General features: G+C 71.9%; 10 protein-coding genes. 4 read left to right on the plus strand and 6 right to left on the minus strand.

The window, feature by feature from the left end; genetic code table 11:
- The first annotated feature begins 32 nt into the window (after nt 1–32).
- Together KBX71_RS18995 and KBX71_RS19000 are read left to right on the plus strand one after the other, a co-directional pair.
- Complete coding sequence (locus tag KBX71_RS18995) at nt 33–1,397, plus strand: serine/threonine-protein kinase (RefSeq protein ID WP_210819339.1); 1,365 nt, start codon at nt 33–35, stop codon at nt 1,395–1,397.
- A 124-nt stretch (nt 1,398–1,521) separates the two neighbouring features.
- A complete protein-coding gene (locus tag KBX71_RS19000; RefSeq protein ID WP_210819340.1) occupies nt 1,522–2,784 on the plus strand; it encodes a nucleotide sugar dehydrogenase in 1,263 nt (420 codons plus the stop codon).
- Between the two features lie 112 nt (nt 2,785–2,896).
- On the opposite strand, the gene KBX71_RS19005 is transcribed toward KBX71_RS19000, so the two are convergent.
- The 4 genes from KBX71_RS19005 to KBX71_RS19020 all read right to left on the minus strand — a co-directional run bounded on the left by KBX71_RS19005 (nt 2,897) and on the right by KBX71_RS19020 (nt 8,152).
- Nucleotides 2,897–5,371, minus strand: coding sequence for an ABC transporter permease (locus KBX71_RS19005; RefSeq protein ID WP_210819341.1), 2,475 nt, complete (start codon nt 5,369–5,371; stop codon nt 2,897–2,899).
- A 147-nt stretch (nt 5,372–5,518) separates the two neighbouring features.
- On the minus strand, nt 5,519–6,184 hold the full coding sequence (locus KBX71_RS19010) for a response regulator transcription factor (RefSeq protein WP_124815676.1): 666 nt from the start codon (nt 6,182–6,184) through the stop codon (nt 5,519–5,521).
- A complete protein-coding gene (locus KBX71_RS19015; protein ID WP_210819342.1) occupies nt 6,181–7,401 on the minus strand; it encodes a sensor histidine kinase in 1,221 nt (406 codons plus the stop codon). Before KBX71_RS19015 ends, KBX71_RS19010 begins: the two co-directional genes overlap by 4 nt.
- Nucleotides 7,402–7,444: 43 nt before the next feature.
- Complete coding sequence (locus KBX71_RS19020; RefSeq protein WP_210819343.1) at nt 7,445–8,152, minus strand: DUF305 domain-containing protein; 708 nt, start codon at nt 8,150–8,152, stop codon at nt 7,445–7,447.
- Nucleotides 8,153–8,292: 140 nt separating this feature from the next.
- Here KBX71_RS19020 and KBX71_RS19025 point away from each other — a divergent pair, with 140 nt between their 5' ends.
- The gene (locus tag KBX71_RS19025; RefSeq protein WP_210819344.1) at nt 8,293–9,741 is read left to right on the plus strand and encodes an LVIVD repeat-containing protein; all 1,449 of its coding nucleotides are present in this window, start codon (nt 8,293–8,295) and stop codon (nt 9,739–9,741) included.
- A gap of 149 nt (nt 9,742–9,890) precedes the next feature.
- Nucleotides 9,891–11,102 (plus strand): SLC13 family permease, encoded by a 1,212-nt coding sequence (locus KBX71_RS19030; protein ID WP_210819345.1) that lies wholly within the window; start codon nt 9,891–9,893, stop codon nt 11,100–11,102.
- A gap of 10 nt (nt 11,103–11,112) precedes the next feature.
- On the opposite strand, the gene KBX71_RS19035 is transcribed toward KBX71_RS19030, so the two are convergent.
- The gene (locus KBX71_RS19035; RefSeq protein ID WP_210819346.1) at nt 11,113–12,702 is read right to left on the minus strand and encodes an asparagine synthetase B; all 1,590 of its coding nucleotides are present in this window, start codon (nt 12,700–12,702) and stop codon (nt 11,113–11,115) included.
- 4 nt (nt 12,703–12,706) lie between these two features.
- Nucleotides 12,707–13,675, minus strand: a complete 969-nt coding sequence (locus tag KBX71_RS19040; protein ID WP_210819347.1) for a DUF5715 family protein — start codon at nt 13,673–13,675, stop codon at nt 12,707–12,709.
- Between the last annotated feature and the right edge of the window lie 277 nt (nt 13,676–13,952).

Here is a 13,952-nt window from a genome sequence, read left to right on the forward strand (position 1 = left end):
CCGCCCCGCGCCACTCTAGGTACGGTAATGCGGTGTTGTCATCGGAGGTCGTGCTCAGCGGTCGCTACCGCTTGGACGAACGTGTCGCCACGGGCGGCATGGGCGACGTTTGGCGTGCCTCCGACCTGATCCTCGGCCGGCAGGTCGCGGTCAAGGTTCTGCTGCCGGCGCTGGTGTCCGATCCCGACTTCATCGCCCGGTTCCGCGCCGAGGCCCGGATCATGGCGGCGCTGCGGCACCCCGGCATCGTGCAGGTCTTCGACTGCGGCGAGGACGACCTTCCCGGCGGTGGTCGGGCTGACTACCTCGTCATGGAGTTCGTCGCCGGCGAGCCGTTGTCCAAGCGGATCGAGTCGGCCGGGCGGCTCGACGTGGCCGAGACGATGTCGATCGTGGCCCAGGCGGCCGCGGCGCTCAACGCGGCGCATCGCGGTGGCATCGTGCACCGCGACGTCAAACCCAGCAACCTGCTGGTGCAGGAGGACGGCACTGTCGTCCTGGTGGACTTCGGCGTGGCCCGCTCCACCGACATCACCAGCATCACCAGCACCAACGCGGTTCCGGGCACCGCGCTCTACATGGCTCCCGAGCAGGCCGCCGGCCGGCCGGTCAGCGGTGCCACCGACATCTACGCCCTGGGCGCGGTCACCTACTGCTGCCTCACCGGCAGTCCGCCGTTCACGGGTGACAATCCGCTTCAGGTCGCCGTCCGGCACCTGGACGACGAGCCGCCGGAGCTGCCGCACGACATTCCGGAGGCGGTCCGCGCCCTGGTGTCGCGTGCCCTGGCGAAGGATCCGCTGGAGCGGTTCTCCAGCGGATCGGCGATGTCCGAGGCCGCTCGGACGGCGGTCACCGGCGGCGAGCCGCCGACGGCGATGGCCACGCCGGTCGCGCTGCGCGACGCTGGGCCGGGCACCCGCACGGACGTGCCGGCCGGCGCCGCGGTGGCAAACAGGCGCCAGCGGCGGCGGGGTCCGTTGGTCGGCGCGGCGGCGGCCATGCTTGTCGCGCTGGTCGGGCTCGGCGCGGCACTGGCCGCGACGCGCAACGCCAGCGAGGACCCGGCGGTCAATCTGCCGACCACCTCCCCGACGGTGGCGCCGAGCGGCCCCGTCGACCTGCCCGCGGCGAACGAGCAGATCACCAGCGTCGAGCCGGGCCGGCCGAACCGGCCGAACGCCCCCGGCAACTCTCCGTCGGCCTCGGTCTCCGCGACGCCGAGCCTGCAGCCGAGCGAGACCGCCACCTCGCCGACGCCGACGGCGGCCGTCACCACGGGGGCGCCGACCGGTGCGCCGACGGCCACCGCGACGGCGAGTGAACCTCCGCCGCCGTCCGACCCGCCCACCACCATTGTCGCGCCGGTCGAGCCGGAGGTGCCGGCCGGCGACTGAGCCGCCCCCAGTCACCGACCCCGGCAACCCCAACAGCACCGATATCCCCAAAGCGGACTTACGTCGCCGAAGGCGCCTCTAGGCTCTCAGCAGGCCATTTACACCATCTGCTGCGGGAGCCTGGGTGAGCGCTGAAAAGCTGGTCGTCATCGGTCAGGGGTATGTCGGACTGCCACTGGCCATGCGGGCCGTCGAGGCGGGGTTCGACGTGATCGGCCTCGACGTCGACGCCGACCGGGTGAAGCGTCTCGCCTCCGGCGAATCGTTCGTCGAGGACATCCCGGCTGATCGGCTGGGCCGGGCGTTGGGCAGCGGCCGCTACCACCCCAGCACGGAGTACACCGACGCCGACGGGTTCGACATCTGCGTCATCACGGTGCCGACCCCGCTGCGCGACGGCACCCCGGACCTGAGCTTCGTCGAACAGGCCGGCATCGGTATCGGCCCGTACGTACGCTCGGGCTGCACGGTGATCCTGGAATCGACCACGTACCCGGGCACCACCGAGGAACTGCTGCGCCCGCTGTTGGAGTCGGCCAGCGGTCTGACCAGCCCCGGCGACTTCCATCTCGGCTACAGCCCCGAGCGGATCGACCCGGGCAACCCGACCTGGCGGCTGGAGAACACCCCGAAGGTGGTCTCCGGTGTGGACCAGGCGTCACTGGCCCGGGTGGACGAGTTCTACAAGCGCCTCGTGGAACAGACCGTACCTGTGGACTCCACCCGCGTCGCCGAGCTGACCAAGCTGATCGAGAACACCTTCCGCCAGGTCAACATCGCACTGATCAACGAGCTGACCATGCTGTCGCACCACCTCGACATCGACGTCTGGCAGGCGATCGACGCCGCCTCGACCAAACCGTTCGGCTTCCTGCCGTTCCGGCCCGGCCCCGGCGTTGGCGGGCACTGCCTGCCGATCGACCCGTGCTACCTGTCGTGGCAGGTCAAGCGCCGCCTCGGTCGGCAGTTCCGGTTCATCGAGCTGGCCAACGACGTCAACCACGAGATGCCCGAACACGTCGCGCAGCGGATCATGGGAGGGCTGAACCGGGACGGCCGGGCCGTCAGCGGCGCCCGACTGCTGCTGCTCGGTCTGGCGTACAAGAAGAACACCGGCGACATGCGCGACTCCCCCGCCGTCGACGTGGCGCGGCGGCTGCAGGCCCTCGGCGCCGAGGTGCACGCCGTCGAGCCGTACGCGGAGGCGCACCAGATCCCCGCCGGGGTCACAGTGGTCGGGCTCACCGAGCGGGAGGTGCGGGCGGCCGACGCGGTGGTGGTGGTCACCGACCATGACGCCTTCGACTACGACCTGGTGGTCAAGCACGCCCGCTACGTCTTCGACACCCGCAACCGGTGCGTCGGCCCGATGGTCGAGCGCCTGTAGACCCGGCGCCGCTGGCCGGTCCCGCCGCCCGGGGAAGATGGCGGGGCCGGCCGGCGGATGTCCGTCCGGTCGCCGGGGTCAGACCCGGTCACGGTCGCCGACGGCGACTGGATCACTGGTCGGCGAGCGCCTCGACGACCGGGCGGGACAGCGCCCGACTGGCCGGCAGCACCGAGCCGAGCAGGGCGGCCAGCACCGCGACGCCGAGGATCAGCCCGAGCTGACCGAGCGGCAGCACCACGTGGAAGTCGCCGCCGAGGCGGTCCAGCAGGGCCATCGTGGACGCGCTGACTCCGGTGCCGAGCCCGATGCCGAGCACCGCGCCGACCAGCGCCATCAGCACCGCCTCGACGGCGAGCACCGCCCGCATCCGCCCTCGGGTGAGCCCGACCGCCCGCAGCACGGCGTTCTCCCTGGTCCGTTCGACCACCGACAGGCTCAGGGTGTTCGCCACGCCGACCAGGGCGATGACCACGGCCAGGCCGAGGAGCGCGGTGACCAGGGCGAGCAGCATGTCCACGGTGCCGGTGAGCATCTTCTTGTACGCGCCCTGGTCCATGAGGTTCACCGTCGGGTAGCGGCTCAGCACGGCGGCGATCGCGTCGCGGGCCCGGTCGGGGCTCACCCCGGCGGCCGGGTCGATCTCGGCCAGGTAGCCCCGCTGGGCGGGGAAGAGCGCGGCGAAGTCCTGGTCGGACAGATCGATCACGTGACCGGCGGTCACCTCGCCGCCGGGGGTGTCGTCGGTGACCACGGCGGCCACCCGGAATGACCTGCCTTTGACGGTCACCGGGGAGCCGACCTGCCAGCCGCGTGCCCGTGCCAACTCGCGGTGTACCAGCACCTGCCCCGGCCCGACCCGGCCGGCGTCGCCGGCCAGCACCCCGCTCAGCGTCCGACCGACCAGCGCCGGGTGGGCGGCGCGGATCTCGACGTCGTCGACGACAGTGCTGCGTTGCTCGTGCACCACACCCAACTCGGGGCGGGAGGCGAGTTCACCGACAAGCGCGGCCGGCAGGTCCTGACCGATTCCGCTGACCACGAAGTCGGTCCCGATCCGGGCGTCCACGCTGCGTTCGATGCCGTCCTTGGTGCTGCGCGCGCCAACCATGAACGCCGAAACCAGTCCGATGCCGACTACCAGCGCGGTGGCGGTCGCGGCGACCCGCCGCGGATTGCGCACCGTGTTGGCGACCGCCAGCTCACCGATGGTGCCGAGCACGCGTCGTACCGGCCAGCCGAACACCCGGGCCAGCGCCGGGACGAGCACCGGCCCGAACAGCACGATCCCGAAGAAGGTGAGCACCCCGCCGAGCGCCACCAGCAGCAGCTGACCGGCGCTGGCGGCGCCGGCCAGCGCGGCGACACCGACGGCGAGCACCACCGCGCCGACGATCAGTCGCCCCCGGCCCGCACCCCGGCTCGGCTGCACCGCGGCGTCGGTGAGCGCCGCCACCGGGGCGATCCGTGTGCCCCGCCAGGCCGGCAGCAGGGCGGAGCACACGGTGAGCCCGGTGCCCAGCAGCAGGCCGGTCAGCACTGTCGAACCGGTTACGGTCAGGCCACCGGTGATCGGCACGTCCAGTCGGGACAGCAGCAGCCGCAACCCGCCGGCGAGGGCCACCCCGAGCAGCACCCCGAGCGCGGAGGCGACCAGCCCCAGCACCGCCGACTCCAGCACTGTGGACCGGAAGACCTGTCCCCGGGTGGCGCCGATCAGACGCAGCAGCGCGGTCCGTCGGGTGCGCTGGGCCAGCACGATCGCGAAGGTGTTGGCGATCACGAAGCCGGCCACCGCGATCGCGACCCCCACGAAGATCAACAAAAGCATGCGAAACTGGTCCACGTTGCGGACCGCGTCCTCCACTGCCTCGTCGAGGATCTGCTGACGACTCTTCACTGTGGCTTCGGCGTCGGCCACGGCGCGTACCTTCTCGGTCAGCGCCGCGACGTCGGCGCCCGGTCGGGCCGCCACCAGGACGCGGCCGTAGCCCCGCTCGCCGGTGAGAGCCAACGCGTCCGGCCCGACCAGGCCGACGAACGGACCGCCGACATCGCGGGAGGTGCCTGCCACGTCCACGGTGCCGACCAGGGTGTACGGGCGGGCCGCCCCGCCGGTGGCACCGATCCGGACCGCCGCGCCGAGCGGAAAGCCCTGCTCGGCCACCGTCGGCGCGTCGAGCACCACCTCCCCGGCCCGGTCGGGCAACCGGCCGGCCACCACGTCGTACGAGCGCAGCGCGTCCTCGGTGGGGATGGCGACGAGCATGGTGAAGCCGAGCACCGGCCGACCGTCGGCGCCGACGATCCCGGCGGTGTTGGTCAGCTCACCCGCTGCGGCGGCCACCCCGTCGACCGCCCGCACCCGGTCGACCAGGGCCGGGGGCAACACCTCGCGGCCGGCCGAGTAGACACCCAGGTCGGTGTGACGGTCGAAGGTGCCGGCCCGCTCGTACGCCCCGGTCCGCATCCCGTCGACGAAGATCATCGTGCCGGCGACGAACGCGACGCCGAGCACGACGGCGAGCGCCGAGAGCAGCATGCGCACCGCCTCGGCACGCAACGAGCGCAGGGTCAGGCGGATCATGCGGAGCTCCCGGTGCAGGTGGCGGATCAGACCCCTCCGACGCTATGGCCGGCACCGGTCAGTCGATCTCCACCTGCACGCTCGACCTGCCTGCGCCCCGGGTCGCGGTGCGCCCGCCGGCGGCTACGACCCAGGTCGTACGCGGTGTCATCCGCCGGGCGTGACCAGCCCGCTCTCGTACGCCAGGACCACGGCCTGGACCCGGTCGCGCAGCTGGAGCTTCGCCAGGATCCGGCCGACGTGGGTCTTCACCGTCGCCTCGGCCACGTGCACCCGGGCGGCGATCTCCGCGTTGGACAGCCCCTGGGCGACCAGCAGCAGCACCTCCCGTTCCCGTTCGGTGAGCTGCGCGAGCCGAGGGTCGGCGCTCGGAGCGGCGCCGAGCTGCCCGGCGAACCGGTCCAGCAGGCGTCGGGTGATCGACGGGGCCACCACCGAGTCGCCCTGGGCCACCACCCGGATCGCGGCCAGCAGCTCCTCCGGCGGGACGTTCTTGAGCAGGAAGCCACTCGCCCCGGCCTGCAGGGCCGCGAACGCGTCCGCCTCGGTGTCGAAGGTGGTCAGCACCAGCACGCGAGGTCCACCCGCGGGTCGCTCAGCGCAGAGTCGCCGGGTCGCCTCCACCCCGTCCATGGTGGGCATCCTGATGTCCATCACGACCACGTCGGCCTCGGTGCGGGCGAGCACCCGCAGGGCGTCCGCGCCGTCGATCGCCTCCCCCACGACCTCCAGGTCGGGCTGGGAGTCCAGCACCATTCGGAACCCGGCGCGGACCAGCGCCTGGTCGTCCACGATCACTACCCGGACCGTCATGCCGCGATCACCTCCGTTGCCGGCTCGAACGGTAGCGGCAGCCGGACCTCGACCTGCCAGCCCCCGGTCAGCCGGGGACCGGCGGCGAGGGTGCCGTCGTACACAGTCACCCGTTCCCGCATGCCGAGCAGGCCGTGACCGCCGGACGGCGCCGGGCTGACCAGCGGGCGGCCGCGACCGTCGTCGACCACCCGGACCACGACGGCCTCGGCGGTGTACGACAGGACGACCTCGACGCGGGCGCCGACGCCGGCGTGCTTGAGCGCGTTGGTCAGCGCCTCCTGCACCACCCGGTAGACGGTCAGTTCCAGGCCCGGCGGCAGGGCCGGTGGCGTATCGGTGACGGTGCTGCGGATGTGCAGGCCGGCGTCGTCGAACCGGGCCAACAGGTCGGGCAACTCGGCCAGGGCGAGGCGCCGGTGCTCGGGGTCGGCCGCCACCGCCAACCCGTCGGCCCCGTCCGCGCCGGACGGCCCGGCGTCGCGCAGGACGCCGACCAGCCGGCGCATCTCCTCCAGCGCCTGCCGGCCGGTGTCCGCGACCACCTTCACGGCGGTACGGGCCTGGGCGGGGTCGCGGTCGAGCATGAACCGGGCGCCGTCCGCCTGGACGATCATCACGGCCATGCTGTGGGCGACCACGTCGTGCAGCTCACGAGCGATCCGGGTGCGTTCCTCGGCGACCGCCGCCCGGGACTCGGCCTCCCGCTCGCGTTCCAGCGTCGTGGCCCGCTCCTCGAGGCTGAGCACGTAGAGCCGGCGGGTCCGCACGTTCAGCGCGACCAACCACACCGCGCCGGTGACCAGCGCATACCACAGCGCGGTCACCCACCACTGGATGACGTTGGGGGTCTGCGCGGCGGCCAGCAGCACACCGACGGCCGCGACCGCGCCGGCCAGTACGCCGTCGCGAAGCCGTTCGCCGTACTTCACCACGCTGTAGAGCGCGATAAGGACGGCGACGTCGTAGACGAGCGGGCCCCACTCGGCGATCACCTGGATCAGGGCGAGCGCCGCGACCGCCACCGTCACCACGCTCGGGTGGGTGCGGCGGAACAGCAGCGCCACCGCCATTCCCACACCGACCAGGGTGGCCGCCCAGCCGCCGGGCTGGTTCACCGCCGCGGTCAGGCTGACCAGCGCCACCAGGGCGGCGACGGCCACGTCGAAGGCGACGCCGCGCAGCGGGCGACCGAACAGGGTGCGTCTCACGGTCACCCAGCGTACGTGGCGGGCGGGTGGACGCCTGTCGCGTGACCGGTCAGGGTGGGGTGAGTTCGCGCAGGCGGACGATCTCGATGGCCTGCTCGGTCGCGAGCGAGGTGGCGAGCTCGTTGAGGGTGGGGTCGAGGCCGACCGAGAGCAGGTCGGTGGCCATGGTCACCGCGCCCTGGTGGTGCTCGCTCATCATGTGCACGAAGAGCCTGTCGAACTCCGTGCCACGGGCGTCGGTCAGCTGGCGCATAGCCTCGGGCGACTGCATGCCGCGCATGCCGCTGTGGTCGTGCCCGGGCGCCGACGTCGGCAGACCACGGGTGCTGAGCCAGGTGCGCAGGACGGCGATCTCCGGGCCCTGCCCGGCCCTGATCCGGTCGGCGTAGGCCCGGATGCGGGGATCGGACGCCCGCTCGTCGGCCAGCGCGGTCATCTCCAGCGCCTGTTCGTGGTGCGGGATCATCATCTGGACGTAGACGGTGTCCAGGGCGTTGAAGCGGGGCGGGCTGTCGTCGCGGACCTCGTGGGCGGGCCGGGTGACAGCTGCCTCCCCCGGTCGGCCGGGAACGATCACCGGCGGCGGCTCGGGGCCGGTCGGGGTGGGCGACGGGCTGGCCGACGCCGGGCTGGGCGACGTCGTGGCGGCAGCCGATCGGGGCGAGTCGCCGGTGGCCCGGACGGCCACCACCACGAACACCGTAAGGACGACCATCGTTATGACGACGATCAGTAACCGACCACGTCGGACAGTCATGCCGCACCCCCCTCAGGTCGAGGTCGCAGCGATCTTATCGATTGATGAGTCCACTTTAACGTGACCCAGGTCACATCGATGAAGTCCGACGGTCGGTAAGGTACCGGACATCGCCATCCCCCTTTCGAAGGGCGTCGCCGATGATCAAACTCATCACCCCCCGGCTCCGACAGATCCGGATCGTCAGCCTGGCCGCCGCAGGTCTCCTGCTGACCAGCGTCGCCGTCGCGACACCGAGCAACGCCCAGGAGGCGGCGCCACCGGCAGCGGCTCCGGCCAGCACGATTCCGGGCGTCGACGAGATCCGCAGCAGCCCCAACCTGCGCCAGATCGCCAACGTGCCCAAGCAGGCGCCGTTCGACACCACCGCGGCGCTCAACAGCGACATGGCGTTCCAGGGCAAGTACGCGTTCGCCGGCAACTACAACGGGTTCGTCATCTACGACATCTCCCGGCCCAGCGCACCGAAGATCACCTCACAGGTCAACTGCCCGGGATCCCAGAACGACATCTCGGTCTACGACAACCTGCTCTTCGTGTCCACCGACTCCTCGCGCAGCGACGACTCGTGCGCGAGCGTCGCGCAGCCCGCCTCCGTGAAGGAGTCGTGGGAGGGCATCAAGATCTTCGACATCAGCAACAAGGCCAACCCGCGGTACATCAAGTCCGTGGAGACCGCCTGTGGGTCACACACCCACACGCTGGTGCCGGGCAAGGACCGCAAGAACGTCTACCTGTACGTCTCGTCGTACAGCCCGCGGGCCGAATTCCCGGACTGCCAGCCGCCGCACGACTCCATCTCCATCGTCAAGGTGCCGGTGAAGAAGCCGACCCAGTCGGCGGTCATCTCGACGCCGAACCTCTTCCCGGACGGCGGTTTCCCGGGCAGCGAGACCGGCTCGGCGACCGCCGGTTGCCACGACATCACCGCGTACCCGTCGAAGGACCTGGCCGCCGGCGCCTGCATGGGTGACGGCATCCTGCTCGACATCAAGAACCGGGAGGCGCCCCGGGTCATCACCCAGGTCCGGGACACCGTCAACTTCGCGTTCTGGCACTCGGCCACCTTCAACAACGCCGGCACCAAGGTCGTCTTCACCGACGAGCTGGGCGGCGGCGGGGCGGCCACCTGCAACGAGACCGTCGGACCCAACCGGGGCGCGGACGCCATCTACGACATCGCCGGCCGCGGGAACTCCCGCACCCTGGCCTTCCGCAGCTACTACAAGATCCCCCGTACCAACGCGGACACCGAGAACTGCGTGGCGCACAACGGCTCGCTGATCCCGGTGCTCGGACGCGACATCATGGTGCAGGCGTGGTACCAGGGCGGCATCTCCGTCTGGGACTTCACCGACTCGCGCAACCCCAAGGAGATCGCGTACTGGGAGCGGGGCCCGCTCTCCGCCACCGAGGCCGTGACCGGCGGCTCCTGGTCGTCGTACTACTACAACGGCCACATCTACTCCAACGACATCCAGAAGGGCCTGGACGTCCTGGAGCTGAACGACTGGCGGACCTGGACGGCCAACCTGACCCGGTTCCGTGAGCTGAACGCGCAGACCCAGCCCAGCTACCTGAGCTGGTAGAACCGACGCGCCATCCGGGCCCGGTCCCTCGTCGAGGGGCCGGGCCCGACCGCGTCGGACGCCGCTCGGCCGCACACCGTCGGTGGGGCCCGTCACCTGGGCGGGGGTTGCGGTCCGGCTGGTCGGAGGCTGTGCCAACGTGAGCAGATGTGAAGACCGCAGCCCCGCCCGAGCCCACCGTGCGCTGGCGGCCGCACCCGCTCGACCTGGTAGCGGTCGTCCTCGCCGTGGTCGGGGCCGCCTGCGCGCTGAGCGGGCTCCTGCCCCGCGCGGAGACCACCGCGACCCTGCACCGGATCCTGCCGCTGCTGCTCTTCCTCGGCACCGTGATCGTGCTCGCCGAGTTGACCGCCGTCGCCGGTGTCTTCGACGTGCTGGCCAGCCGGCTGGCCATCGCCGCCCGGGGCCGTTGGGCGGCCCTGTTCCTGCTCTGCGGCGGCCTGGCCACGGTGACCACCCTCGTGCTCAACCTCGACACCACCGCCGTGCTGCTCACCCCGGTGCTGCTCGCGCTGGCCCGTAACCTGCGCGTCCCCGCCGCCCCGCTCGCGGTCACCACCGTCTGGCTGGCGAACACCGCAAGCCTGCTGCTACCGGTGTCGAACCTGACCAACCTGCTGGCCGCCGACCGGGTCGGACTGTCACCACTGGCGTACGCCGAGCGGATGGCACTGCCGCAGCTCGCCGCGGTGGCGGTCACCATGGCACTGCTCTGGTACGCCTGGTGGCGGCGCGAGCGGCCGGTCGGAGGACGATTCGTCCCGCCGGCCCGGCACGTGCCGGCCGATCCGGTGCTGCACCGCACCGCGCTCGCCGGCTGCCTGCTCTTCGTCGCCGGCATCCTCGCCGGGGTGGAGATCGAGTTCGCCTCCACCGTCGCGCTCGCGTTGGTGCTGCTCGGCTTCGTGGTCCGGTCCCCCGCCACGCTGCGACCCGGGCTGGTGCCCGTACGGCTGCTGCTCTTCGTCACCGGCCTCTTCCTCGTCGTGCAGACCCTCGGCCGGCACGGGCTGGACGACCTGGTGGGCGGCCTGCTCGGCGCCGACGGCGGGGCGCTGGGCGCGCTCCGCGCGGGTAGCACCGGTGCGCTGCTGTCCAACACGGTGAACAACCTCCCCGCCTACCTGGCCGGCGAGTCGGTGCTGCCGTCCGGCGACCACACCCGCCTGCTGGCCCTGCTGATCGGCACCAATGTCGGCCCGCTGGCCGCCCCCTGGGCGTCACTGGCCACCCTGCTGTGGTTCGAGCGGTGCCGGGCGGCCGGGGTGAGCGTGCCGGTGACCCGGTTCGTGCTGACCAGCACCGTGCTCGCGATCACCGGCACGCTCGCCGCGGTCGGCGCGCTGCTGCTGGTGAGCTGAGCACCCCACGTCAGTGGCGGGCCGGGCGCGGGCCGACCAGTCGGCGGACCATCGGCGCGGCGTTCCACTTGGCCGCTCCGACCAGGTCGCGGGCATGCTCCAGGACTGTGTAGTCGGGTCGGGTCAGCCCGTCGGCGATGGCCCGGTCCAGGTCGTTGCCGCAGCGACTCAGCACGGTGTCGAAGTCCCGACGGACCGGCTCCTGCAGGTCGTAGCCGAACGCGCGGTGCAGCCGGGCGAAGAGCGGCTTGTAAAGCCGGACCCGCTCGTGCAACCCCGACGAGTACGACATCGGGTTCTTCGGACGACGCAGGACGTAGTCGGGCAGCACGTCGGCGAACGCCCGCCGGACGATCCACTTCTCCTGCCCGTCACGCAGCTTCAGATCAACCGGCAACCGCATCGCCAGCTCCACCACGCTGAGGTCGAGGAACGGCACCCGGGCCTCCACGCCGTGTGCCATGGCGGCCCGGTCGACCCGCTGCAACTCGGTGCGGCACAGGTTGCGGATCCGGTGCAGGAACAGCCGGCGGGCCGCCGCCGGACCGACCTGGTGGTACATCGGGTACCCGCCGAACAGCTCGTCGGAGCCGTCACCGGTCAGCACCACCTTGATACCCAGGTCGCGAAGCCGCCGGAAGATCGGCACCGAGACGACCGCGTTGATGATGTCGCCGTACTCGGTCAGCTCGGAGATCCGGATGGCCTCGCGGACGTCGGCGAGCCGGATGTCGCGCGGACGCAGCTCGACCACCACGTGCGGCACGTCGAGGTCGGCGGCGAGCCGCCGGGCGTACGCCACGTCGGGGCTGTCCGCCACTCCGACCGTCACCGCGACGCAGTCCGGGTGGATGTCCCGCACCTGGCGCAGGGTCAGCGAGCTGTCCAGGCCGCCGGAGAGCACCACCCCGACGGTCAGGTCGGTCTCCACGCGCATCCGAATAGCGTCGCTGAGCGCGGCGCGGACCAGCAGCGCGGCCTCGTCCGGGTCGTCGACGACCGGCAGGCCGTCGCCGATGGAGAGCAGGTCGACGTACGGGCTCAGACGCACGTGCCCGTCCGCCTCCGCCCAGCCGTGGTGCCCGGGAGGCACCTCGGCGATCGGGGCGCCGTGCCCGACGAGGGCCTTGACCTCGGAGGCGAGATACAGGCAGCCGGGCCGACGGGACCAGTACAACGGCTTGACGCCGAGCGGGTCACGGGCCAGGTACGCCCGGCCGGTGGCCCGTTCGACGGCCGCGAAGGCGTACTCACCGCGCAGCCGGGTCACGGCTGCCTCGCCCCACTGCTGGAATGCGGCGAGCAGCACCTCGGTGTCGCTCTCGGTGCGGAAGGCCTGCCCCAGGCGGGTCAGCTGCGCCCGTAACTCGCGGTAGTTGAAGATCTCGCCGTTGAAGCAGAGCAGCCAACGCTCGTCGGTCGACGTCCACGGCTGCACCGCCCGGTCCCGGTCCACGACCCGCAGCCGTCGGGTGCCGGCGAGCAGCCCGTTCTCGGACCGGGTCTCGGTGACCTCACCGCGTGGGGCCAGGGCGGCGAGCATCCGCCGGAAGGTCGCCGGGTCAGCCTCGGGACCGATGCTCAACGCGATGCCGCACACCGACTCAGACCCCCATCTCGGCCTCGTACGCCCGGCGTAGGCGACGCCGTGCGGTGGGCGCGACACACAGGTGCCAGGCCTGCCCCTCGTCGATCACGTTCAGCTCGCCGGCCTCCTGCCGGTTCAGCAGCAGTTCCGCCAGGGCGTCCCGCGCACCGAAGCGTTCGAACCAGGCCAGCTCGACGTCGACCGAGTAGCCGAGGCAGTGCCCACTGGGCAGCATCGCCGCGTAGCCGAGGCGGCGCAGCCGGTACTGGTGTTCGGTGCTGCGGACCAGGCTGGTCACCCACAACGGCGGGGTGGCCGGCGGCGCGATGGCGGTGAACTCACGTCCGATCTCGTTGAGCAGCGCCACCACCTCACGCCGGGCGCGGCGGAACAGCAGTCCCGCGGTGTGCGGGGTGGCGTCGGGTCGCAGTCGGCGACGCAGGCCGCGTGCGGCCCGGCCCAGCATCGTGGCGGGCTGCTCCTGGTAGCGGAAGCGCAGCAGATCGCGGCGGCGCAACCACTCCAGGTCGACAAGTTCGGCGCTGCCGTTGACCTGGTCGTCGGTGACGAAGGTCGGCGCGTCCTGCCACCACAGCACGTCGATGCGGGAGAGCAGGTAGATCCGGACCAGCGCGCCAAGGTCACGCGCCGAGGTGCGGTCGTTCGGCTGGTAGCGGGCCATCTCCAGCAGCAGCGTCTCGCGCGCGCCGATCAGCCCCTGCGGGGTGGCGTCGAGGACCGCCGCGAGTGCCGGCTCCCGCAGCCGCTCGTCGATGAGCACCTGCCGGGCACGGGTGCTCGCCGCGTCGGCCAGGGCGCCGACCTCGACCAGCAGTTCGGCGACGGCGGCCCGGTACGCGGCCAGGTCCGGCGCGGGGGCGGGAGGGCGGCGGGGGGTCGCGCCGGAGGGTCGACGGCGGGCCGGAGCGGTGGGCGACGGAGGCGAACCGGGCTGCTGTCCCGGGCTACGGCTGGGCACTCGCATGACGGGGTCCCTTTCTCCGGTCACGGCACTGGGTGGTTCGCCCTGAAACACACCGTAATCATCGGGACCGGAGCGGACCGAACATTCCTCCTATCTCCCCCCTAACGGAGCGTGGACGTCGCACTCGTCCGGGGTGTGACCAGTTGGGTGGGGTGCCTTTGGAGCTGATGTCGTCAACGAATCACCGCCGCCGGCTTCGCAAGCGGGCCCGTGATGTCACAAACGACTCAGCTCCAAAGGCACCGACCCCAACACGGTCACCCCACCGGCGACCGCC

It is taken from the genome of Micromonospora sp. D93 (assembly GCF_018070365.1).
Lineage (GTDB): Bacteria > Actinomycetota > Actinomycetes > Mycobacteriales > Micromonosporaceae > Micromonospora > Micromonospora ureilytica.